This is a genomic window from Pseudovibrio exalbescens DSM 16456, assembly GCF_000422785.1.
Classification (GTDB): Bacteria; Pseudomonadota; Alphaproteobacteria; order Rhizobiales; family Stappiaceae; genus Pseudovibrio; species Pseudovibrio exalbescens.
The window spans coordinates 181060-204840 of record NZ_AUGS01000002.1; the positions used below are offsets into that span (position 1 = coordinate 181060).

Annotated in this window: 20 protein-coding genes and 1 tRNA gene; 9 read left to right on the forward strand and 12 right to left on the reverse strand. The window is 54.9% G+C overall.

All coding sequences use genetic code 11. The features are described 5' to 3' along the window. Positions 1-11: 11 nt before the first annotated feature. Genes G512_RS0103325 through G512_RS0103335 form a run of 3 tightly spaced genes read right to left on the reverse strand, consistent with a single transcriptional unit; the run spans position 12 to position 2056 of the window. Positions 12-431 (reverse strand): Fur family transcriptional regulator, encoded by a 420-nt coding sequence (locus G512_RS0103325; RefSeq protein WP_028480472.1) that lies wholly within the window; start codon positions 429-431, stop codon positions 12-14. Beyond that, positions 424-1254, reverse strand: a complete 831-nt coding sequence (locus G512_RS0103330) for a metal ABC transporter permease (RefSeq protein WP_028480473.1) — start codon at positions 1252-1254, stop codon at positions 424-426. The genes G512_RS0103325 and G512_RS0103330 overlap by 8 nt, the downstream gene beginning before the upstream one ends. After that, entirely contained in the window at positions 1244-2056 is an 813-nt protein-coding gene (locus G512_RS0103335) for an ATP-binding cassette domain-containing protein (RefSeq protein ID WP_036488372.1), read from the reverse strand. Before G512_RS0103335 ends, G512_RS0103330 begins: the two co-directional genes overlap by 11 nt. A 112-nt stretch (positions 2057-2168) precedes the next feature. On the opposite strand from G512_RS0103335, the gene G512_RS0103340 reads away from it, so the two are divergent. Then, positions 2169-3212: a zinc ABC transporter substrate-binding protein gene (locus tag G512_RS0103340; RefSeq protein ID WP_028480475.1), complete on the forward strand. Its 1044-nt coding sequence runs from the start codon at positions 2169-2171 to the stop codon at positions 3210-3212. Between the two features lie 67 nt (positions 3213-3279). Here the strand turns inward: G512_RS0103340 and G512_RS19880 are convergent, their stop codons facing one another. The 6 genes from G512_RS19880 to G512_RS0103370 all read right to left on the reverse strand — a co-directional run bounded on the left by G512_RS19880 (position 3280) and on the right by G512_RS0103370 (position 10662). Next, complete coding sequence (locus G512_RS19880) at positions 3280-4371, reverse strand: capsular polysaccharide export protein, LipB/KpsS family (RefSeq protein ID WP_028480476.1); 1092 nt, start codon at positions 4369-4371, stop codon at positions 3280-3282. A gap of 151 nt (positions 4372-4522) precedes the next feature. Then, complete coding sequence (locus G512_RS0103350) at positions 4523-6064, reverse strand: FGGY-family carbohydrate kinase (RefSeq protein WP_143181376.1); 1542 nt, start codon at positions 6062-6064, stop codon at positions 4523-4525. A gap of 16 nt (positions 6065-6080) precedes the next feature. Beyond that, positions 6081-6998, reverse strand: coding sequence for an ABC transporter permease (locus G512_RS19885; RefSeq protein WP_178378246.1), 918 nt, complete (start codon positions 6996-6998; stop codon positions 6081-6083). 70 nt (positions 6999-7068) lie between these two features. Then, complete coding sequence (locus tag G512_RS0103360; protein ID WP_028480478.1) at positions 7069-8040, reverse strand: ABC transporter permease; 972 nt, start codon at positions 8038-8040, stop codon at positions 7069-7071. Beyond that, complete coding sequence (locus G512_RS0103365; RefSeq protein ID WP_028480479.1) at positions 8033-9523, reverse strand: sugar ABC transporter ATP-binding protein; 1491 nt, start codon at positions 9521-9523, stop codon at positions 8033-8035. Before G512_RS0103365 ends, G512_RS0103360 begins: the two co-directional genes overlap by 8 nt. A 152-nt stretch (positions 9524-9675) precedes the next feature. Then, positions 9676-10662 (reverse strand): substrate-binding domain-containing protein, encoded by a 987-nt coding sequence (locus tag G512_RS0103370; protein ID WP_081657351.1) that lies wholly within the window; start codon positions 10660-10662, stop codon positions 9676-9678. Positions 10663-10782: 120 nt separating this feature from the next. Here G512_RS0103370 and G512_RS0103375 point away from each other — a divergent pair, with 120 nt between their 5' ends. Further along, positions 10783-11808: a LacI family DNA-binding transcriptional regulator gene (locus tag G512_RS0103375; RefSeq protein ID WP_028480481.1), complete on the forward strand. Its 1026-nt coding sequence runs from the start codon at positions 10783-10785 to the stop codon at positions 11806-11808. A gap of 103 nt (positions 11809-11911) precedes the next feature. On the opposite strand, the gene G512_RS0103380 is transcribed toward G512_RS0103375, so the two are convergent. Beyond that, the gene (locus G512_RS0103380; protein WP_028480482.1) at positions 11912-13117 is read right to left on the reverse strand and encodes an acetyl-CoA C-acetyltransferase; all 1206 of its coding nucleotides are present in this window, start codon (positions 13115-13117) and stop codon (positions 11912-11914) included. 10 nt (positions 13118-13127) lie between these two features. Next, complete coding sequence (locus G512_RS0103385; RefSeq protein ID WP_028480483.1) at positions 13128-13862, reverse strand: beta-ketoacyl-ACP reductase; 735 nt, start codon at positions 13860-13862, stop codon at positions 13128-13130. A 298-nt stretch (positions 13863-14160) separates the two neighbouring features. Here G512_RS0103385 and G512_RS0103390 point away from each other — a divergent pair, with 298 nt between their 5' ends. The 6 genes from G512_RS0103390 (at position 14161) to G512_RS0103415 (ending at position 20886) form a co-directional block, all read left to right on the forward strand. After that, positions 14161-15096 carry a LysR family transcriptional regulator gene (locus G512_RS0103390; protein ID WP_028480484.1) on the forward strand — a complete coding sequence of 312 codons (936 nt, stop codon included), beginning with the start codon at positions 14161-14163 and terminating at the stop codon, positions 15094-15096. A 136-nt stretch (positions 15097-15232) separates the two neighbouring features. Further along, positions 15233-16819: an acyl CoA:acetate/3-ketoacid CoA transferase gene (locus tag G512_RS0103395; protein WP_028480485.1), complete on the forward strand. Its 1587-nt coding sequence runs from the start codon at positions 15233-15235 to the stop codon at positions 16817-16819. Positions 16820-16862: 43 nt separating this feature from the next. Beyond that, complete coding sequence (locus tag G512_RS0103400; RefSeq protein ID WP_028480486.1) at positions 16863-17282, forward strand: MaoC family dehydratase; 420 nt, start codon at positions 16863-16865, stop codon at positions 17280-17282. 47 nt (positions 17283-17329) lie between these two features. After that, positions 17330-18532, forward strand: coding sequence for an enoyl-ACP reductase FabV (gene fabV / locus G512_RS0103405; RefSeq protein ID WP_028480487.1), 1203 nt, complete (start codon positions 17330-17332; stop codon positions 18530-18532). Between the two features lie 204 nt (positions 18533-18736). Continuing rightward, the gene (locus G512_RS0103410) at positions 18737-19939 is read left to right on the forward strand and encodes an MFS transporter (protein ID WP_028480488.1); all 1203 of its coding nucleotides are present in this window, start codon (positions 18737-18739) and stop codon (positions 19937-19939) included. 11 nt (positions 19940-19950) lie between these two features. Beyond that, positions 19951-20886 carry an alpha/beta hydrolase gene (locus G512_RS0103415; RefSeq protein ID WP_028480489.1) on the forward strand — a complete coding sequence of 312 codons (936 nt, stop codon included), beginning with the start codon at positions 19951-19953 and terminating at the stop codon, positions 20884-20886. Between the two features lie 259 nt (positions 20887-21145). Here the strand turns inward: G512_RS0103415 and G512_RS0103420 are convergent. Continuing rightward, positions 21146-21222 (reverse strand) — tRNA-Arg (locus tag G512_RS0103420). Positions 21223-21568: 346 nt separating this feature from the next. On the opposite strand from G512_RS0103420, the gene G512_RS0103425 reads away from it, so the two are divergent. Further along, positions 21569-23572: a bifunctional metallophosphatase/5'-nucleotidase gene (locus G512_RS0103425; RefSeq protein ID WP_028480490.1), complete on the forward strand. Its 2004-nt coding sequence runs from the start codon at positions 21569-21571 to the stop codon at positions 23570-23572. Positions 23573-23781: the final 209 nt, after the last annotated feature.

Genomic DNA, 23781 nt, shown 5'->3' on the forward strand with positions numbered 1-23781 from the left:
AGATTCCACGGTCAGGCCTTGGCTACACAGTCCTTGCACAGACCGCGCAATTCGATCGTGGTTTTTTTTAACATGAAGCCGGTTTCTGCAGCCCAGCTAGTCAAATCTTCGGCTATTCTAGCCTCAGAAAACTCTTTCACACTGCCGCATTGCTCACAAATAGCAAAGGCGATGGATTGATGGTTCTGGCAGCTGGGATGCCGGCAGGCAACAAACGCATTCAAGCTCTCAAGACGGTGGACCAGCCCCACATCCACCAGTTTTTCCAGGGCGCGGTAGACCTGCAACGGGGCGCGAAAGCCTTGGTCCCGCAACTCGTCGAGAATGGAATAGGCACTCAATGGCCCATCTGTTTTCTCAAGGCGTTCCAGAACCAACCTCTGGTTCTTGGTCAAGGGTTTGGTGTCGTGTGTGTGCTGGTGTTCAGCCATCATTGCTCTCCTTCTGGGCGAAGGATAAGTGCCCTTTAAGCTGTTTAATCGGCCCGAAACTCAGAATAAACAGTAAAAGCGCGACCACGACAATCGAAGGCCCGGTAGGAGTGTCCCATTCCAGTGAACTGAACAACCCGCCAACGACCGCCATGGCGCCACACACGGCTGCCAATATGGCCATTTGCTCAGGTCCCCCGGACAGTCGGCGGGCCGTTGCTGCGGGAATGATCAGAAGTGCTGTGATGAGCAAAACCCCGACAATCTTCATGGAAATAGCGATGACCGTTGCCATCAACAACATGAAGATCGAGTTTGCGAATTCTGGTCTCAAACCCTCAGCTTCTGCCAGCTCGTAGCTGACGGTTGAGGCGAACAGGCTGCGCCAGATAAAGCATAGCACCACGAGAGTAAGAGCGCCGCCGCCGTAGATAATGGCAATGTCCGCCTTTGACACGGCCAGAATATCGCCGAACAGGAAGCCCATCAGATCCACCCGTACCCAGGTCATGAACGCCAGACAAACCAGCCCCACAGCCAGCGCTGAATGCGACAGCAAGCCGAGCAAGGCATCTGCCGAAATCGTGGCCCTGCGTTGGAGAGCCAGCAACAACATGGAAATCAGAGCACAAACCAGAAAGACCGAAAGCGTGATGTTGATCTGAAACAAGAACGCCAATGCAACACCCAACAACGCGGAGTGGGCAAGTGTATCGCCAAAATACGCGAGGCGCCGCCAGATGATGAAACAACCCAGAGGGCCTGCAACGATCGCAACACCAAGTCCGGCAACAAGAGCGCGGGTAAAGAAATCATCCAGCATGGCGATGCTCTTTCGGTTCTGCAGATGAGGTACCTGCCCCGGGACAGCGATCCGAAATCGTCCCATCTGAATGCATGACACGGCCATCCGCCAAGTGCGTGTGATCATGATGGTGTTCGTAGATGGCCAACGTTTCACTTGCACGAGGGCCGAATAGCTCCCGATAGGCTTGAGAGCGTGATACTGCACCCGGAGCCCCTTGACAGCACACATGACCGTTCAGGCACACGACACGATCTGTTGCCGCCATGACGATATGCAAGTCATGAGAAATCAGCAGCACACCGCAGTTCAGCTCTTGTCTGATCTCGGCAATCATTTCGTACAGCGCTATTTCACCTGTGTAGTCAACACCTTGAACCGGTTCATCGAGAACCAGAAGATTGGGGCGCCGGGCGATGGCGCGCGCCATGAGTACTCTTTGAAACTCACCGCCAGACAGGTTCTGCACTTCGGCATTGCGCAACTTGCCAACGCCAGTCCGCGCTAATGCGTCATCCACGTCCTGCGCTGACAATCGTCCGGTCAACTTCAGCAGGCGGTCCACGGTCAGAGGCAATGTCCAGTCGATCGACAGCTTTTGCGGGACGTATCCCACTTTCAGGTCAGCGCGTCGCCGTGCGTGCCCTTCAGAAGGTCGCCGGATGCCCAACGCCAGTTTGGCCGTTGTGGACTTGCCGGAACCGTTAGGGCCAATCAACGTCACGATTTCGCCGGGACTGATGGTCAAGTCCACGCCGCGTACCAACCATCGTCCGTCTGCTTTCAGGCCTGCATTGTCTAGGGTAATCAGGCTATCCATGCCCGCTCTTTCCAAAAAACATAAAAAGGAACTTGGCAAAGCATATGGCACACGTTATATCATTTCGCAATAGACGTAATAGTATAACATTAACAAAAGCTATGAGGTATATATGTCCCGTATTCTCACACCGGTGCTCGCAAGCGTCTCTTTCCTTGGACTTGTAGCGGGTGCTGCAGCCGCGCCTCAGGTCGTCACCACAATCAAGCCCATCCACTCTCTCACCGCTGGAGTGATGAAGGGTGTTGGAGCACCGACACTCCTGATTGAGGGTGCCGGGTCTCCACATGCTTATAGTTTGAAGCCTTCTCAAGCGGCGGCATTGCAAGATGCGGACTTGATTGTCTGGATGGGGCCTCAGCTGGAAACATTCTTGACTAAGCCTTTGGAAACCTTGTCCGGCGGAGCTCATACGCTAACACTGGCGCAGTCCGACGGTGTAAAGACCCTGGCCTTCCGGGAAGGGGGATCTTTTGAACGGCACAGTCATGATCACGATGAGGAAGCACATGACCATGACCATGGCGATCACGAGGACCATGATCATGAAGGTGAGCACGGCCATGAGGCGCACGATCATTCCGATCATGATGAGCATGCGGATGAGCACGCCCATCATGACCACGACCACGATCACGACGGTGTTGATCCACATATGTGGCTCGACCCAGCAAATGCCAAAGCCTTTGTCAGTGCACTGGCTGAAGAACTGTCAGAGATCGATCCGGACAATGCGGCGACGTATGAAGCCAACGCACAAGCACTGCAGGGCAGGCTGGATGGCTTGATGACACAGGTGTCAGGTGAGCTCGCGCCTGTGCAAGGAAAACCCTTCATCGTGTTCCATGATGCTTATCAGTATTTCGAAAATCGCTTCGATATCTCCGCAGCCGGCTCCATCACGGTCAGCCCAGAACGCGCGCCGGGTGCTGAACGGGTAGCTGAAATTCAGCACCGTATTGAGGAGCTTGATGTCAGCTGCGTTTTCTCTGAACCACAGTTTGAGCCCAAGATCGTTCGTGTGCTGGTTGACGGAACGCAGGCCAAGGCAGGTGAATTGGATCCGTTGGGCGCCACTCTCGATGCGGGAGAAAACCAGTACTTCGAGTTGATAAACGGTCTGGCTGCAGGTTTGACGGAATGCTTGGCAGACTGATGCTTAGCCTGGCTTTTTGATAGGGCGGCGGCTTGTCCTCTCTCGGAGGATATCGCCAGAGTTCCAATTAAGGGCGGTGGGGGCGCTGCAAATGACGGTACACCCACTGCTCTGCCTTGCGCGGCAAAAAGCTGAATGACCGCCTCGGAGTCGCCATTTGCTGCCCGCGCAAGTAGGCCACCTGCTCAATGGCTTCATGAACGTCAACTGGAGTACGTTTCCAGTGATCGAAGTAGTGCGCGTAGCCCAGATAAGCCGCGTGTATTATTTCGGGTAAGGAACGATCGCCGCGAGATATGTCATTTTTGCCAGTTTTGTCCTGAGTTTGACCCCAGCCCGCATAAAACGGCAGTCCCCAGCACCGCACCGGCACACCTGCCATCAGCGCTTCCATGCCCAGTTGGCTGGAGACGGTGAACACGGCCCGCGCCTTTTCAAAGAGTCGCCATGGCGAAACAGGATCCTGAAGCCAGACGAGGCGCTCATCCCGCCAATGGGTGCCAATATAGCCGTGTTTAAGGCCCGCCATCACATCCGGGTGTGTCTTGACGATAAGCGGCAGTCCCTCCGTTTCCTGCAGTGCCGTCTGTATCATGTCTTGGAAGTGCTCGGGTAAAGCTAAGGCACCGGGAATTGAGGCATCTCCTTGGGTTTGGTCAACAATTACAATGGCGCTTCCGTCTCTTAGCCGTTTAAGGGCGTCTGGCAATGTGTCTGGCGCGACATTGTTGTACTTTGAAATGGAGCGATCGGTTAAATGGGCGGCTACGGCCTCGGCGCTTTCGGCTTCAGTCGCACTGACATGGCCGGTTGCGATCAGATCAAACAAGCGGCTCTCTGATCGGGCGTCATAAAAGATGCCGGTCTTGTCCAGAAGCATGGAAGCGCTGGGCTCTGCAATGCCTGGTTGGACAGAACGCACGAACGCATCTTCGAAAGCCCAATATGGCAAGCCTTCTTTCTCGGCTCGCCGCCGTGCGATATTTGCCGAATCCTTGTAGCCCCATCCCCCAATGGCGATGGTGTCTGAATGGAGTGGCTGTTTGGCGCGATAAAACTGGATGCGGCATCCACTCAGGTATTCGATTTCTCGGCGGTGCGAGAGCATGCCGGAACTGAAAAGCGCAATGCTTCCTGTCTTCGAAATGTGTTTGGTCAAGTCGTCTTGCCTACGCCTATCCCCTTGAACTGCCTGTATTGCTAGCCCGTTCCGAGACCAAGATCAATTCTTGGCGGAAAACTGTAAACGGCACAAAAAAGAGGTGCGCGACAGCACACCTCCTATGTGATTGGTAGACGGGAAGCGCCGGTCACGCCTTGTATAGTGCCTTGAACGTGTCATAGCGGCGGGCGTGCATGGCAGCTCGAACTGGATCGGGCGTGCGAACATCACAGGCAACGCGTATTTTGGAAATCGCGCCTGAAACCCCCAATTCGCCATTGAGCGGCGCCAGAGCTGCTATGGCGGCTCCCAGTAGCACAGGCTCTTCAGCTTGGGAAATAACTACATCGCATCCGGTTGCATCTGCATAGAGCCCGACCAACAGCTCGGACTTTTTATGCCCTCCACTGAGATGAAGCGTGTTGATGGCATATCCATGGTCATTCATGCGATCGATGATGAGCTTGGTGCCATAGGCAATGCTGGCTGCTGCTGCCCAGTACACTTTCAAGAACGTCTCGCGCGGCTCCTCAAGTGTCAGACCCAGAATGGCACCGCGCATGTCGGCATCGGCAAACGGGGACCGATTGCCGAGCAGATCAGGCATGACATGGACGCGCCCTGCGATATCCGGATCACTTGTCATGCGGTCAAGCAGTGTTTCGGCCAACGCGCCATGACTGTTCTCTGGAGCCTTGGGATCGCCGGAAAACAGGCCGATCACATGATCCAGAAGAGCGCCGGTCAGGCTTTGTCCACCTTCATTGGCCCACATGCCGGGTGTGACCGCACCAAAATATGGCCCCCACACGCCGGGGACCTCATTGCGGGCCGGACTGAGAGCAATGTGACAGTTGGATGTGCCAGCAATAAGTGCCATTCGTTTTTCGGGTGCGTCTTCTGCGTGAAGGCCTAACGTTCCCAAAGCACCTGAGTGCGCGTCAATCAATCCAACGGCAACCTCGCAGTCCGTCGTCAATCCCAAATCGGCCGCCGCTGCATCAGTAAGCGCACCTAGCGGGGTGCCCACAGGCCTTGCCGTGTCTGGCAATTGACCTTTCGCAAGCAAATCCTCAAGCCCCATGTCCGCAAGAAAAGCGGTATTCCAAGCGTTGGCGTCTGGGTCAAAGGTCCACTTGCAGCCCAGAGTGCACACCGACCGCTCAATTGACCCGCTGCACTTGTACGTGAGGAAATCGGCAAGATCGCCCGCATAACCGAGCCGCTCCCAGAGATCGGGGCGATGGCGCTTCAACCACATGAGTTTGGGTATCTGCATTTCCGGGGACATGCGTCCGCCCAGATTGTTCAAAACGGAGCTTTGGCTTTGAGTCACCTCATCCGCCTCAGCCGTTGCCCGATGATCCATCCAAACGATGATGTCCCACAAGTCTTCACCGTTGGACAAGCACAACGGAGCGCCCGCGTTGTCGAGCAGAACGAGCGAACAGGTCGCGCTGAAGGAAATGCCCTTCACCCGAGCCGGCTCTACCCCGGTTTCATGCATCACGGCCTTCACACTGGCACACACAGCTCGCCAGATGTCGGTGGAACTTTGTTCGGCCCATTCACTTTGCGGATGGGCAATCTTGATTGCGTGTTGAGCGGTTCCGTGCATCACGCCCGTATGGTCGAACAAGCCTGCGCGGGCGCTTCCTGTCCCAACATCTACACCAATGACGTAGGTCATACTCACCTCTGGCTGTTTAGTTCTTGTTCAGGAAAGGAGATCTCAACACCATGACCAGCAGCAGAAACCCGCCCCAGATTGCGGTGGAGAGATGCTGGCTTGCACCCAAAAGGTTCATGCCGGAGGCCACGACTTGCAAACTCATCAGCCCAACGACCAGCGGCAGAACCCGACCGAAGCCACCGAACGGGTTGGCGCCAGCCAGGAAGCAGGCCAATACGGTAATGAGCAGGTAGGAATCACCGTGTCCCACACGCACCGAGTTGAAACGCGCCAGCATGAGAATGCCTGCCAAGCCGGAAATTGCACCGGACAGACCGTAGACCAGCATCAGGGTCTTGTTGACATTGATGCCGGAGTACTTCGCGGCTTCCGGATTGGAGCCGGACATGTAAATGCTGAAGCCCTCTTTGGTGTACTGCATGATGTACAACAAGATGCCGGCGGCCCCGAGAAAGATCAGCATGGGTACAGGGATGCCAAGGATGGACCCGTGGCCGATGAAGTTGAAAGCTTCCGGCATGCCGGAGATGTCGCCGCCTCGTGTTAGCAGTTCACCCAGACCGCGCAAGAAAATCATGGCGCCCAATGTCACAAGAATGGGGTGAGCGCCCACATAGGCAACCATCGCGCCGACGAGCACCCCTACACCGGCCCCGACGCCCAGCCCAACGACTAGAGCTGCGGGAACAGACGCCCAACCGGCAGACATAAGGAACCCCTTGACCAGAAAGGCAGCGGCCAATCCGCATATGTTGGCGGAGTATGTGACCGCAAGGTTGAGCCCGCCGGAAATGATCGGAACAAACATTGCCAGCGTTAAGAGCCCCAACTCCGGCAACTGGTAGGCCATGGAGCGGAAAATGCCGGGAGACAGAAAACGGGGCGCAACCACGCTGAAAAACGCCAGACAGAGGGCCAGAAAGCCGAGCATGGCCAGCAACTCCAGCCGATCACTGCTGCTCTTGCGGAAAAACTGAAGGAACCGATTGTTGTTCATGGCCCTACCCTTCCACTTTGGTGCTGCGCTTGGGCAGCAAGCGGTCGATGTTTGTTGCGGTGATTGCCATCAGGATAATGATGCCCACGATGGCCTTGAAGGCGAAGGGGGTTATGCCCAGCAGGTTCAGGCCGTTCTGGACGACGGCGAGTAGCATGACACCCAAGATGGCGCCAATGACCGTGCCCCGTCCGCCGCCAAGGACAGCACCGCCCAGAACGACAGCAGCCAGAATTTCAAGTTCACGTCCATAAAGCGCATTGGGCACTACTTCCTGAACGATGTGCGCTTGCATCAGCCCGCCAATACCTGCGCACAGGCCGAGCCAGCCGTAGGCAAAGGCTTGAATGAAGGCGATGTTGATGCCGGATCTGCGCGCTGCTTCAGGATCGGAACCAAACCCAATGATCATGCGGCCAAACCCCATCCGGGTCATGAAAAACCACGTTACGAACGCCAGAAGCACCGCCACCACGATGGGTAGATACAAACTGGCATCAGATAGTTCCAGAACCGGAATGCGGTAATAGAGCCAATCGGGAATGTTGTAGATCGACCGGCCCCGCGTGAAGTACATCAAGAGGCCGAAAAACAGATTAAATGTGCCGATGGTGACGATGATTGAAACGATTCTGAATCGGTGAATGAGAAACGCGTTCACCAAGCCCAGCATCAAGCCGCAACCCGCCGCCAAAACCAATCCAATCGCCCAGTTTCCGCCTCCCATGGACAGAACCAGAGTGACCACAACGTATTGCACTACGGAGGCGGAGATCGAAAACGAGATGTCAATCCCACCGGAAACCAGCACGACGACCAGACCCACTGCAAAAATAATGTTCACGGCCTGATTGTTCAGAAGGTCAAACATGTTTTGAACTGTAAGGAAGCTGTCGGTCGTCAGGCTGAGTAGCAGACCCAGCACCACGATAACGGCGAGCAGGGATCCTTCGACGCTTTTTAGGCGGTTAAGCATTGATGATGCCCTCCAGCTCTTCTTCGCTGACATCCGTTGTCTTGAACGACCGGGAAATACGGCCTTCTTTCAAAACAAGCGTACGGTCCGTGTTGTGGTAGATTTCGCTGGCTTCATCAGAGATGAGGATGATGGCCATGCCTTGATCTGCGAGCTGCCGGATAATCTCGAAAATCCCAGCCTTGGCGCCCACGTCCACGCCAACGGTCGGAGAGTCCAGCACAAGCACTTTCGGTTCGGTTGCCAACCATTTGGCAAGAACGATCCTTTGCTGGTTGCCGCCGGAAAGCGATGAAACCGGCAGAAGCGGATCGCTGACCTTGGTCTTGAGCTTGTCAATCCAGGTGTCGCAGAGCGCGCGAATGCTCTTGGGGCTGAGGAAAAAGCTTGGGTTTGATAGCTGTTTGAGAACAGGCGCTGCCGTGTTGTCCGCAATGGATTGCTTCTGGTCGAGGCCAAGGTTCAATCGGTCCTCGGAAACATAGGCGATGCCGGCGTCAATCGCGTCGCGATTGCTTTTGAACTGCATTTCCTGCCCATCGAGCCGGATTTCTCCGCTATCAGGTTTGGTCATGCCGAAAATGGACAAGGCGATCTCGGTCCGTCCCGAGCCCATAAGACCCGTCAAACCAAGGATTTCTCCCTTGCGAAGGTCAAAACTGATGTCCTCGTATTCACCGCGCCGTGTCAGGTGCTTCAGGACCAGAATGCGGTCCCCGTTGACCTCACCCGCACGCGGTGTCTGATCCAGCTCTTTGCCCGTCATCAGGGTCGAGAGCTTTTTTTGCGTCATTCCCTCCGTTGGAAAGGTCCCGACAAGTTTGCCGTCTCGCAGCACGGTGACGCGTTCGCACACATCCAACACCTCAGCAAGGCGGTGGCTGACGAAAACAATCGAAATCCCCTGTGCGGACAAACGACGCACGATGGAAAGCAGCGTCTCTGTTTCTTTTTGTGTCAGCGATGCGGTCGGTTCATCCATGAAGATGATCCGCGCTTCTGCTTGAATTACACGACAGATGGCAACCAGTTGGCGTTTGGCGATGCTCAGATCACCAACGCGCGCGGTCGGATCCAGTTGGACGCCCAACTCGCCAATGGTTTTGCTGGCCTGCTCGATCTTTGCCTGACTGTCGATGCCCTTCAGGGGATGCGCAACGAAGCTATCGAAACAAATGTTTTCGGCAACCGTGAGATCTGGAAACAGTGCCAGATCCTGCCAAATCACGTGAATCCCAAGGCGTTTGGCGCTTGAGGGCGAGATTTGCCCAACGGACTGCTGGCCCGAAAACTCGAAGTGCGCGCCGGGCTCTGGCTGGTACACTCCATTGATGATCTTGATGAGGGTACTCTTGCCGCACCCGTTTTCGCCTGCAAGGCAATGGATCTCGCCCGGCTGCAGTTCAAATTCGACATTGTCGAGTGCGGTAAAACCACCGAACTTTTTGGTGATCGAAGTCGCACGAATTGCAAGTTCTGTCATGGTCGCCTTCTCGGCTGCGCACAACTGTCCCGTTGGCCGGGCTTTTACCCGTCCTGCAGTTGATCGTGAGAAGTGGATGGAAGCGCGTTCGGAGCCATCTGTCTTGGACAATGACGGCTCCGAACAACAGGGTCTTGGCCCTCGGGAGTGTTTTAGAGGCCTAGCTCAGACAGACCGTCAACGGAGTCCTTGCCCAGTTCAAGAGGCTTGTTGGCGTAGATGTTCTTGCCATCCACTTCAACAGTACCCAGCACCGGCACATCATCGCCGTCCTGCACCGTGTCGCCCATAACGAGCATGGTGCCCAGCTCGACAAACGCCTTGCCCGCTTCAATTGGGCTCCACACGAAGCCGCCTGTCAGCGCATCTGAATGAACCAGACGACGGCCCTGGCCAGCGGAGAACAATCCGACAACGGCAACTTCGCCCTCAAGACCACGTTCCTGAACAGCGCGTGCTGCACCGATCGGCCCCTGGCTACCAAATGCCATTACGCCGGCAAAGTCTTCATTGGCGCGTAGCAGGTCAAGCGTCGTGGTACGGCTATCATCAACACTTTCAGCAACGCCAAAGCGGTCCGCTGCCTGCTTCATGTCCGGACACTTTTCTTCGAGCCGTGTCACGGCTGCATCTGCCCAGGCATTGTGTGCTGGAACCGTCAAACCACCAACGTAAACCGCATAACTGCCTTCACAACCGGTAGCCTTGGCGAACATGTCCGCGTGGGCTTTGCCGAAGTTTTCAGCAGACACGAGTTCAAAGTTGAAGTCCTTGTTCTGGCTTGCCTCGGATTCGTGGGTAATAACTTTAATGCCCGCATCCATGGCACGCTTCAGAACGGGTTCCAGGACCTGTGCGTCGTTTGGTACAACGCCGATAACATCAACACCGCGCGCGATCAGATCTTCAATGGCGCGAACCTGCAGGGCAGGATCTGCGCTGGTCGGACCAACCATGAAAGCGTCGACGCCGAGTTTGTCACCTGCTTCCTCGATACCTTGTTCCATGGCATTGAACCACGGAATGCCACCGACCTTAACAACAACACCGATTGTTGGTGTGTCGTCGGCCAATGCTGGCGCGGCCAACATCGACACGGAAACAGCAGCGGCACCAAGTAGCTTAGAGATAGTCTTCATTGGGTCCTCCCAAACCGTTCAAAATCAGTACTTTACACATGCACCATCGAAGGTGCATATTGCGCTTGGCCGCATTTCTTGTCAAGCATCAATCCAGAGAAATCGCGGAAGGGAGGTGATATGACTGACAGTCGAAGTGATAAACGTCCGACGATTTATGATTTGGCGAAGTTAACCAACACCTCCGCCAGTACTGTTGGCGCTGTCCTCAACGGAACCTGGAAGAAGCGCCGCATAAGCCAGAAATTGGCAGACCAGATTCGCAAGGTTGCCCGCGAACAAGGCTATTCACCCAACATGCAGGCCCGTGCTCTGCGCACCGAACGCTCCGGCATCATCGGCATGATTGTGCCCATGTATGACAACCGATACTTTGGCGCGCTAGCGCAGACCTTTGAACAGCGCGCCCGCGAGCGCGGTCTGTTTCCGATTGTTACCTGTACACGTCGTGACCCGGAACTGGAGATCGAAGCGGCACAGTCCATGCTGGCGTATCGTGTTGACCACATTGTCTGTACCGGCGCCACCAATCCGGACAAGATTGCCGAGATCTGCGGCGCACAGGGAGTAAGCACGATCAATGTGGATCTGCCGGGAACGAGCTCGCCTTCAATCATCTCCGACAATTACAGTGCGGCGCTGGAACTGACAGCGGACATTCTTGGTCGTCTCGGCTTTCCCTGTGCCGGGCGGGACAGTGATGTCGTGTTCATTGGTGGGCGAGCCCATGATCACAACACCTCGGAGCGTATTCGTGGTTTTCGCATGGCGCACGCGAATGCAGGAGCGACCATAGCGCCGGAGTTCGTGCGACCGTGTGGCTACGCAGCTCATAAAGCGGAGCGAAGCTTTGATGCGTTTGTTGAAAAGGTAGGGCGCCTGCCCAGCGGGATTTTTGTCAACTCAACCATTTCTCTCGAGGGCATCGTCAATTGGTTCAAGCGCGCGGGTTTGGAAAAGCTGGAACAGGTTACGCTTGGCTGTTTCGACTGGGACCCCTATGCCGCGCTGTTGGGGCGCAACACCACAATGGTGCGCCAGAACGTACCAGCGATGATGGACATGCTTTTTGAAGTTCTGGAAGATCCGGACAAGCGCGGCTCGGGTGTGACACAGATAATGCCGGACATTATTCGTATGCCCTGAAGGCTGCTTCAACAAAAAGCCCTTGTCGAAACGGGCGGTTTCGACAAGGGCTGGCTGGGCAGCAGCACTTGCTGCTGGGCTGGAAGAGCCGGCGATGTGGAGACTAGACTTTCTTCAAGACCACAGCAGTGCCCATGCCACCACCAATGCACAAAGAGGCGAGGCCATATGTGAGTTGGTTACGCATCATGCCGTAAAGCAGCGTTGTCACGATTCGTCCGCCAGAGGCGCCCAGTGGATGCCCGAGCGCAATGGCACCACCAGTTACGTTGGTCTTGTCCTCGAACCAGTCGAGGGTCACATCGTGCTCCTGAGTCAGGCCGTGCATGACAGCCAGCGCTTGCGCTGCAAACGCCTCGTTCAGTTCAAGGCGCTCCATGTCCGCAAGACGCATGTTGGCCCGCTGAAGAGCCTGAGCAATGGCTGGCACTGGGCCGTAGCCCATAATGGCCGGATCCACACCGCCTTGGCCATAGCTGACCAGTTCGGCGAGCGGGGTCAGACCATGTTTTTCGACGGCCGCCTCTGAAGCAAGAACAAGTGCTACGCCGCCATCGTTGATCCCGGAGGCGTTGCCCGCGGTCACGCTGCCATCCTTTTTAAAGGCAGGCTTCAACTTGGCCAAGCCTTCCATGGATGCATCAGCGCGAGGATATTCGTCCCGATCGAATACAGAAATGGCCTTGCGAGTTTTGACCTCGATCGGCGCGATTTCATCAGCGAAGACACCAGCTTCAACTGCGCTACTGGCTCGTTTCTGGCTTTGCAGCGCAAATTCGTCCTGATCATCGCGGGTCAAGCCGAACTTGTCTACCAGGTTCTCCGCGGTCATGCCCATGTGGTAGTTGTTGAACACATCTGTCAGGCCATCCTTGATCATGGTGTCTGAAAGACCCTGATTGCCCATCTTGTGGCCCATGCGGCTCTTACCCGGCAAAGCAAAGGGGGCCTGAGACATGTTCTCCATACCCGCCGCAACGACGACGTCCGCATCTCCTGCTTTGATATGGGCGGCAGCATCCATCATGGTTTTCATGCCACTGCCGCAAATCATGTTAACCGTATAAGCGGGTACATGATCCGGGATTCCGGCGTAGATTGCCGCCTGTCGACCAGGGCCCATACCCTGATCCGCACCCAAAACGTTGCCGACAATGACCTCGTCCACCTTGTCGGCTGACAGGTTGCTTTGGGAAAGAGCAGCTGCAATCGCTGTAGCGCCCAGCTTGGGTGCTGGCACTGATGCCAGCGATCCCATGAAGCTGCCAATTGCGGTGCGCTTGGCTCCTACAATGAAAATCTTTGTCATCACGATCCCCTTAAATCACCAGGCCGCCGTCAATTTTCAATGTCTGCCCGGTAATGAAGCGGGAGCGATCACTTGCCAGAAACAGAACGCCTTCGGCAATGTCCTCTGCCTCGCCCATGCGACCAAGCGGGGTTTTGCTTTTCATGTGGTCGATGACCTTTTCCGGAAGGTCTTTTGTCATTGGGGTCTTGATGAAACCGGGTGCCACGCAGTTGGCGCGGACCTGCGCACCTTTGCGAGAAAACTCTTTGGCCCAACCTTTGGTCATGGCAATCACACCGCCCTTGGTGGCAGCATAGTTGCTCTGACCAATATTGCCGTCGGTACCGACAACGGATGACATGGTGATCACGGAGCCGGCCCCGCTTTCCATCATCAGCGGTGCAATGGCTTGCGTCATGTTGAACACGCCCTTCAGGTTCACGTCCACCACGATATCCCAATCGGATTCACTCATCCGGTCGAGCAGATTGTCGCGGGTAACGCCGGCATTGTTCACCAATACGTCGACGCGACCATGATCGGCTTTCACCTGCTCCACAAAAGCGACAACGGCATCACGGTCGCAAACGTTCAGCGCGACAGGTTGCACGTTCTGGAACCGGTCACGATAGTCCTGCATGGCGTCTTCGTTCATGTCGCAGGCATACACCTGCGCTGCATGCTGATCGGCAAAGGTTTCGACAATGCAGCGACCAATGCCCTGAGCGCCGCCGGTTACGATACAAATCTTGTCCTGGAGCATAGTGATATCACCTCTTCTGAATTCCCGAGCAATTCCTGATCGCTCTGAAGTTGTTGGTGATATTCTTGACATGAGCGGCCGCGAATGATTACAGGCACCTTCGCAAAACAAAAATGAAGAAATGGGATGGCCGAGATGACCCATGAAATTCCACGTTTTAGTCTCTTTGAAAAACGATATGCCCTGCGACAATTCCCGAACTGTACGAAGCTGCTAATTCCACTAATCTTTCCAAAGGGGTGAGTGTACCCGTAAAGGATGCAAAAGAGCCAAAAAAACTAAAGGATTGCGAGGTCCCATGCTCGATAAGATCGTCTATTTTCTGCACGTCGTGCGCACTGGATCTTTTTCCGATGCCGCCCGCCTCTACGGCATTTCGGCCAGCGCCGGCAGTCGCTGGATTATCGAGCTTGAGGAGAAAATGGGTGTGAGCTTGCTCAAGCGCTCAACGCGGAAGGTTGTTGCAACCGAAGCCGGGCAACGCCTCTATGAGCGTTTCAGTGATGTCAACGCCGAGATTGAAGATATCTTCACCGAGATCACAAACTTTGGCAAGGAAGAGCGCGGCACGATCTGTGTCGCTGCCACGCCTTTGTTTGCGCGCTACTTCCTGGCCCAAATCGTGGGGGAGTATCTGCTGGATCATCCCCACGTGGATTTTCGCGTGCTCCAAACTGCGTATGAAGTGGATATGGTTGAAGAGGTAGATTTCTTCATTCGCGCCAATGCGACCTATCAAGGCTTTCAGGAGAAGGACAGCTTGCTCGTCAAGCGTTCGCTTCTGAAGTATCCGCTGGTTGCATGTTGTTCCCCAGAGTATGCCGAGCGGTACGGGGTACCCACGACGCCTGAGGATTTGCGAAAGCATAACTGCCTGTTTGCCCGTACCTTGGTCGGCGGCAACAAGTGGGTATTCGAATACCACGGTGATTGCACGGCGGTGGAAATTGCGCGGACTGTCGAGGTGGATGACAGCGAGATCATCAAGTCGATTGCCCTGACCGGTGGGGGTATAGCCTATCTGCCGATTACGTTGCTGCGCGAAGAGTTGGCTGATGGCCGTCTGATCTCGATCCTCAGCGATTACATCGATGCCGAGTTCGAGTTCAACTTGTTCTTTCGCCGTCGACGGCAGATGCCACTCATGTGCACCAACTTCAAGAATTACCTTATCCGGCGTACCCGTGAACTGGGCCACAACGAGGCAGGCGAGCAGATACTGCTCACGTGCTGATTGTCCCGTTTGTGCAATTGTCTTTTAGGTGATTGCCTGTTTTTCTTGGTTCTGAACCCTTCTATCCTTCATGCAGGAAGCAAAAAGATGGTGCGAGTTTATTGTGACTTGCATCTACATAATGAAGGGTCACGGGATGCAAGTAAAAATCTTGACTCCAGAGGGAGCGGCTGCGCTTATTGAAGATGGCGACAAGGTAATACTTGGCGGTTTTATTGGTGCGGTTGTGCCAGAAGCAATTGAGCGCGCCATTAAGGACCGGTTCTTTGAAACCGGTCACCCCAGAAATCTGGAGCTTTATTTCACGGCAGGGCAGGGCGATGGTCAGGATCGTGCCAATAATCACCTCTCCCACAAGGGGTTGGTGAAGATGGCGCTGGGCGGGCATTGGGGATTGATCCCCCGCCTTCAGGATCTGGCCAATCAGAATGAAATTGAAGCCTATAACTTCCCGCAAGGGGTTATCGCGCAGTTGATCCGTGACAGCGCGGCAGGCAAGCCCGGTACGCTTACTCACGTCGGTCTAGGCACTTTTGTGGATCCGCGCATCGATGGCGGCAAAATCAATGAGGCCACCAAGGACGACCGAGTGAAGGTCGTCGAGATGGAAGGACGGGAATACCTGTTCTACAAGCGCATTGATGCCAATGTGGCGTTGCTGCGCGGTACTACTGCCGATCGCAACGGCAACGTCACCATGGAAGATGAGTGTCTGTTTCTTGAAAATCTTGCTGCTGCGCAGCTGGTTTCCAATATGGGCGGCAAGGTTATCGTTCAGGTGAAGAGGATCGTTGACGCTGGCGAGTTGGATCCGCAACAGGTCCGTATCCCAGGCATTCACGTGGATGCTGTCGTTCTCGCCGACGATGACGCACATATGCAGACATTCGCCGAAGCCATGAACCCGGCTTATTGTGGTCGGGGTACGCGGCTGAGGCGCAACTCCGGACCGCGGCCTCTGGATGCCAAAAAAATTATCGCACGCCGCGCTGCGATAGAGTTGCGGGAAGGATCCGTGCTCAACTACGGCATCGGCGTTCCGGAAGTCATTGCCGAAGTCACGGATGAAGAAGGTGTAACGGACAAGATGATTGCAACGGTTGAGCCCGGAGCAATCGGTGGTACCCCGGCAGGTGGGTTGAGTTTCGGCGCATCCGCTTTCCCGGAGGCCATCATCACGCAGGATCAGATGTTTGACTTCTATGATGGCGGCGGCGTGGATCAGGCTTTCCTCGGGTTGGCGGAGTGCGACCGGAATGGTGACCTGAATGTCTCTCGTTTCGGAACGAAAATCGCCGGGTGTGGCGGCTTTATCAACATCACGCAGAATGCCAAGGAAGTGTATTTCTGCGGCACGTTCACGGCGGGCGGTTTGAAAGTCGATGCAGGTGAGGGGCGCTTGTCCATCGTACAGGAAGGACGCATCAAGAAGTTCCTCGCCAAGGTGCAGCAAGTGACTTTTTCTGCCGATCAGGCCCGTTTGAACCGCAAGCCGGTACTCTACATCACGGAGCGTGCGGTTTTCCGGTTGATTGATGAGACACTTGAATTGATCGAGATCGCGCCGGGCGTTGATCTGGAGCGGGATGTTTTAAGCCAGATGGCGTTCCAGCCCCGTGTCAGTGCAGATCTGAAGTTGATGGATCCACGGCTGTTTGTCGATAAGCCGCTTGGTCTGACCCTCAAACCGTTGACCGAGGAAAAGGAAGTGGCTCTGGCGTAAACCAGAGCCCCACGGTCATTGCTCTCTTACATGGAGGTCCGTCATGAGCTACACGCTGGATCAGCTCCACATCGGGCAGAAAGCCTGTTTTGAAAAGACCATTTGCGAAGCCGATATTCAGGCATTCTGCGGTATCAGCGGTGATGTCAATCCGGTACACGTCAGTGATACGGCCGCCAAGGCCAGCGTTTTTGGCAAGCGAGTGGCCCACGGCATTCTGGTGTCTGGTTTGACATCCACGGTGCTGGGCATGCAACTGCCGGGACCGGGAACCATTTATCTTGGCCAGGAAATGCGCTTCAAAGCGCCGGTTTACATCGGCGACACCATTCGGGCGGAAGTTGAGGTTATTGAAATCAATAGAGAAAAAAAGATAGCCAAGCTGCGCACCACCAGTTTCAACCAAAATGACAAGGCAGTCATTGAGGGCATCGCGACTGTTCGCCCTCCTGAACAGGCCTGACGGCCTGTTCATCGTCACATGCACAAAGCCCCAACAAAGAGTTTCTCATGATTATCAAACCTGTAATCAAAGGGCAGGTGGCAAAGACCTGCCATCCAATCGGCTGTAAAAAGGCGGTTGAAGAACAAATCGACTATGTTCGCCAAGCTGATCCGATAAAGAATGGACCAAAGAAGGTGCTCGTTTTGGGTGCATCTTCTGGGTTTGGTCTGGCCTCACGTATTTCATTGGCGTTTGGTGGTGCCAAGGCCGACACTATTGGCGTTGCTTTCGAGCGTGGGCCGTCCGAGGCCAGCGTGGGGAGCGCCGGGTGGTACAACGCCTTGTACTTCCGCGAAGCGGCTGAGCAAGAGGGTTTGATCGCCAAGAATTTTATCGGCGATGCATTTTCCGCGGAAATGCGCCAGCAGATTATCGACTACATCAAGACTGAGTTTGGCGGCACCGTGGACTTGGTGGTCTATTCACTCGCCACGGGCGTGCGTCCGGATCCGGAAACGGGGCAGAAAATCCGCTCCTCACTCAAGACCGTTGGCGAGCCGCTTACCGGATATACTGTCAATTTGGAAAAGGACTGCTTCGATGAGGGCGTTCTTGAAGCAGCCGATCCGCAGGAAATCGAAGATACTGTCCGCGTAATGGGCGGTGAAGACTGGGCCGAGTGGATCAAGGTGCTTTCGGATGCCGGAGTGCTCGCCGAAGGCTGCCAGACGGTTGCTTACTCCTATATCGGGTCGCAAATCACCCGCCGGATCTATCACGAAGGCACGCTTGGGCATGCCAAGGAGCACCTGCACAAAACCGCTGATGTGCTTGATGAACAATTGCGCAAGATAGGCGGGCAGGCTCATGTGGCCGTATGCAAGGCATTGGTGACCAAGGCCAGTGTTTTCATCCCGGCGTTCTCACCCTACATCCTCGCCCTTTTCAAGGTCATGAAGGAATTGGGTTTGCATGAAGGCTGCATTGAACAGATGCAGCGATTGTTTGCGCAGCGTCTCTATACCGAAACAGGTGAGGTGCCAGTGGACGACCAGCGCCTGGTGCGGGTTGACGACTGGGAGTTGCGCCCGGATGTACAAGAGAAAGTGCAAGTCATTCTCAACGAGATGGGGCCGGACAATTTCCCGGAATTGGGGGATTATGAGGGCTACAAGAATGACTTCCTGAAATTAAATGGTTTTGGCTTTACTGACGTCAACTATGACGAAGAAGTCTCTATTGAAAACTTCGCGTCGCGTCAGCCTTAATCCAAGTTACCATACGTAACAATTTGGCTCGGGCGCAGTTTTCCGGGCCATTTTTATTTGTTTAAGCATAAATACCTATATCTGGATTACTGTACTGTACTCAATACACCTTTCCATAATCGGGAAAATGACTTCAGAAAAAACGGTATATGCTTCGTCTTACTCCTTCGATTTAACTCAAAAGGGACAAGGGAGGTTCCCGTCATGATCCGAAAGCACATAATCGAGTTTGTGATCTTTATGACTTACGCGCTCTTTGCGATGTCATGGGTTGCAGGCAACATGATGACCACGGATATTATGGCTTACTTTCAGGTGGAGGGCGTGACCGCAGCTACCTGGATGACCAACGCCATTACCATCGCCAAGATCATTGGCAACCTGATTGCGGCTTGGTTCCTGGTCAAACTCGGCCCCAAGAAGGCCTTTGCGTTTTCCTCGCTGCTGATTGTAGCAGGTGCGCTCGGCGCCTTCGCCACCAACTATCCGCTCTACGTGTTCTCTCGCCTCATCATGGGCTTCGGCGGTGCATTTGTTATTGTCTACTTTAACCCAATTGTAGTTAATTACTTTACTCCCGAAGAACGCCCGATTGTGAATGGCTTGAATGCTGCTGCATTTAATGCAGGTAACCTTTTGGCGTTGCTGCTTACGGGAACCTTGATGGCGCATCTCGGAACCTGGCAGAACGTTGTTCTGGGAATTTCCTTGGCCAGCGGTGCGTTGTTGGTGATCTGGTGGCTTATTTCAGAAGACTTTGAACTATCCGGCCCGAAAAATGCCGCTGGTGAAGTCCAGAAGGCCTACACCATGAAAGACGGCATCAAGGACCCGGTAAACTGGCTGTTGCCATTTGCCTACTCCGGACTGCTGTTCTGCTACATCGCGGTGTTCTCCTTGTTCCCGCTGGTGCCTAACTTCGCCGTCGCTTCTCAGTACCTGGCTTCAATCATGATTGCCGCTGGCATGGTTGGCACGCTCGTTGGCATCATCGTGGCCAAGCGGTATCCACTGCGCCTGCCTGTCATGCGTTGGTGCGGTCTGGCGATGACCTGTTTTGCAGCACTGATGATCGTTACCTCCAGCCCGATCATCGCCACCGCTTCAGCATTCCTTGCAGGTTTCTTCCTGTTCGTTCCGATGACCTGTCTGGTCACGCTGCCTCAGGAACTGCCAGGCATGACACCAGGCCGTATCACAGTGATCTTCGCGATGTTCTGGTCCATTTCCTACGTCGTCGAAACCGTTCTGATGTATGTGGCAGGCGTTATGGCTGATACCACTGGTAATGTGTACTACGCCGCGGCGTTCGCAGTGGCTTGCTCCATCACCATGTTCGTTGCAACGTTCTTGCTGCCTGAAACGGGCAAGAAGGAACCGGAAGCAGCCGCGCCGGCAAAAGCATAAGGGGTGAAAAAATGCGTGAAGTCAGTCCAAAACTCGTTCCGTTTCTCGAGCAGTTCAATGAAACCGTTGCCAAGCTGGTTGCCAGTGGTTTCAAGCCCAACGCAACAAACGCACGTGAAGGTCTTGCCAATCTGACAAAGACCTACACCACCGAAAGCCCAGCGGTTGCTCTGATTCAGGACGACCTGATCTATGCCGAAGGCTACAATGTGCCTGTGCGCATCTTCAATCCGGCGCCAGATGAAGAGCTACCGGTTCTGATTTACTATCACGGCGGTGGTCACATGGCAGGTAGTGTCACGGTGTATGATCCGATCTATCGAAAGATGGCGGTGAATACAAAACACATCGTGGTGGCCCCTGAATATCGGTTGGCTCCGGAAAATCCATATCCCGCTGGCGAGGAAGACGCTTATGCCACCTTGCGTGGGGTTTGGGAAACGCTGGACCGACGAGGTATGAAGTACAAGCGCGAATTGTCTATTGCTGGTGATTCCGGTGGCGGCGCGCTGTGTACCGCAGTGGCTGCGCGGGCGCAGTTTGATGCCGGTGTTACGATCAAAAAACAGGCGCTGGTATATCCATCCGTGGACTACACCATGAGCACAAAGGCCATTGAGGAAAATGCTGTTGGCTACCTTTTGCACTCTGCGAAGTGCGCTTGGTATTTCGACAATTACTTCAAGAAGAGCGAGTGTCGTAAGGCGGCGTCGCCGCTATTTAAGGACTTTACAGCTCATCTGCCTGAAACCTTTGTGGTAACTGCTGAATTTTGCCCGCTGCGCGATGAGGGCAAGCTGTACTACGAAAAGGTCAAGGAGGCTGGCGTGCGAGCCGAGTTGTTGAACATGGATGACATGATCCACACGTTCATGAACCTTGAAGACCTCGTCAAAGAAGAATGTCAGCAAGTTTATGCGCGTGTGAACGAGTTTCTGAATAGCTGATCCTCCCAGGACAGGCCGTAGGTCTCGCGCCTGCTCCAGCCCGGCCTTTCCGCGCTTTCGAGTGCGGGAAGGCCTTTTTTGTATCAGCTCCCCGCCCTATTGCTGTGGCCATCTGGTTATGAAGGCAACCTTCCGCTTCACCGGTTCGAGGTGCCAAAGCCGCGTGCCACATTGGCAAGGCGCAATAACTCATTTCATGCGCTGCGATTGTCACGGAAACACCAGTGCGCGACTAGTCAATCAAGGCTTTTGGGGAGAATGGCGCACCCGATAGGATTCGAACCTATGGCCTCTGCCTTCGGAGGGCAGCGCTCTATCCAACTGAGCTACGGGTGCATTCGTCGGTGCGGTTGATACGCGCCGGAAGCGTTCTCGTCTTTAACCGATCCGAACCGGTTGAGCAATGTCCGAATTTCAATGAAACACCAGAATGTGGATAGCAGCCTGCTTCACAGATCCGGCATGGTCAAACAGGGGCCTTGCCAACTGCCGTAGCCCGGTTCCCAAAGCAGGGTCCATGCGCTGAGCAAACAGCACCTTTGGTGAGAGCACTTCATGCCTTTGGGACAGGTGTGCCCTTTAAACGTGCAGCTTCATAAGTTTCACCAAATTGTTGTAAAAATTTCACGCAAGTGTTGTGTGCCCGCCGTATGGCCTTCCCTTTAACAAGGGGAGTTTGTTCATGACTAAGACACTTACTCGGCGCGGGTTTCTCGCCACTTCCAGCAGTCTGGCGCTCGGCGCTGCGTTGATGCCGTCTTTCATCGTTCGGGCCAATGCCACGCCAAACCCAGGCGAACTGGCCATGGTTCCCGCAGCGCATAACCCGAATGGCGCCTTTGACCGTGTCTTCCTTCTGAAGGGGGATGCGTTGGGCGGCCCCATCAAGGCCATCGTCTCCGAAAATGGCGAACAGGTCCCGGAAGCCACGTTGTCCGAAGGCGAGCAGCGTGTTCTGCGCTTGTTGCACTTCAACGACATGCACAATCACCTGACCGAGTTTCACGGCAAGCGGGGCGATACGCATCGCTTCTCCCAAATCGTGAAAATGGTGAAAGACGCCAAGGCCAATGCGCAGGACAACGAAATCGTCCTGTTCCTGTCCGCAGGCGATGATCATACCGGATCCATCTTTGACGAATTGATGGGCTGGGCGCCAGACGAGTTCGTGGTGGATGCCGGCTATCGGGCCTACTCCGAGGCGGGTGTGGACATTTCCGTGCTCGGCAATCATGAGTTCGACCGCGGCGCGGAACAGTTGCGCATCGGTCTTGAGAAGGATTGTACGTTCCCGGTTCTGTCTGCAAACGTGTTCGGCTCCGATCACATGAAGCCGAACGAGCACTATGCGCCGGCGGCCGTTGCTGAAGTCAAGGGACTGCGGATCGGCTTCATCGGCCTGACCACCGCAATCGACACCCGTGTCGGTCAGCCAAGTGACCCCAATCTGGCTGTTGCCAGCCCGGTTGAGGCGATCAAGAACCTTTACCCGGCCGTGGAAGCGGTTTCCGATGTCGTGGTCATTTTGAGCCACTGTGGCTATGGCAAGGGCCAGCACACCAGTGGCAAGGCCGCAACGGCCCGCACCATTGGTGATGGTGATTTTGCCATCGCAGAAGCTGTTGGCCCCATGATCAAGAAGCCTGCGGTTCTCGTGGGCGGCCATTCCCATACTCTGTTGAATGAGGAGGGCATGGATCAGGGCAATATGGTGGAAGGTTTGCTGCTGACGCAGGCTTTGGCCCATGGCAAATATCTGGGTGACATTTCCATGTCCATCGCAGCCCACAAGGGGCAAGAGGGCTGGTTCAATTCCGTTGCTGTGCATCCAACGAAAAAGCGGGATCAGAGGGTTGCCTCCGATGACCCGAACTTTGCTAAGTTTGAGCAGCCGTCAGATTATGATGTGGCCTTCGAGCAGGCTGTGATCGCGCCAATGGTGGAAAAGCTGGATGAGAAACTGGCTGAAGTGATTGGCACGGTCTCGGATGATACTTTGGTGAACACAAAGCGCACGATCGCTGACCGCTATGTAGGCGAGAGCGCTCTTGCGAACTTCATGAACGATACACTCATCAAACGTTCCGGAACATTCCCGGGCGGTGCGGTTGATTTTGCCCTCTTCAATGCAACTGGCCTGTCCACGGGTATCCATCAGGGCGATCTGACTTTCCGTGAGTGGTTTGATGTCATGCCGTATGCAGACGCCGTTCATGTTGCAACAATGACTGGTGCTCAGCTTCGCGACTTCTTGAACAACAACGCCAAGCGCCTGTTGCGGCCTGAAGAAGTCCAGGCGACAGACCTTACCGGCTTCGTGTCACGCGGCTTCCTGCACTTCTCCTCTGGCATTCGCTACGAGATCGCGTTGGGTGAAAGCGCAGAGGACGCGCAGGCGATCAATATCACGCTTCATGGCAAGCCCATTGAAGAGGTGTTGGATCACGAGTTCAAGATGGCATTCAACACCTACATCTCGTTGGGCGGGTTCGGTGAAAGCTGGAACGGAAAGCCTATTGGCGGTGGTGTTGCAGGCAACATTCCAAGCATGGATGTGCGCAAGCTGTCTTTCGACCACACGGGCCTAGTCTACCGCAACGAGATTATCGCTGCGATCCGTGAGATGGAAGTGATCTCGCCGGAAACGGGCGTCGTTCTGGACGAGCGTCTGGTTGTAAAGGCCTGACTGGTCCAGAACCGGGGCGGCCTTCGAGTCGCCCCGACTTGAATCAAATCAAAACTTGCCAAGGCGGCGCTTTCCCCATTGCCCCGCCTTGCGCACAAGAAATATGACAGAGCGACGACCTGTCAGGTACGATTTCTGCCTCAATGTGCGCTTATACGCCCCGCTTCGTTTGAAACAGGCGGTTTGCCTAGCCTCAACCTGCACCCTTT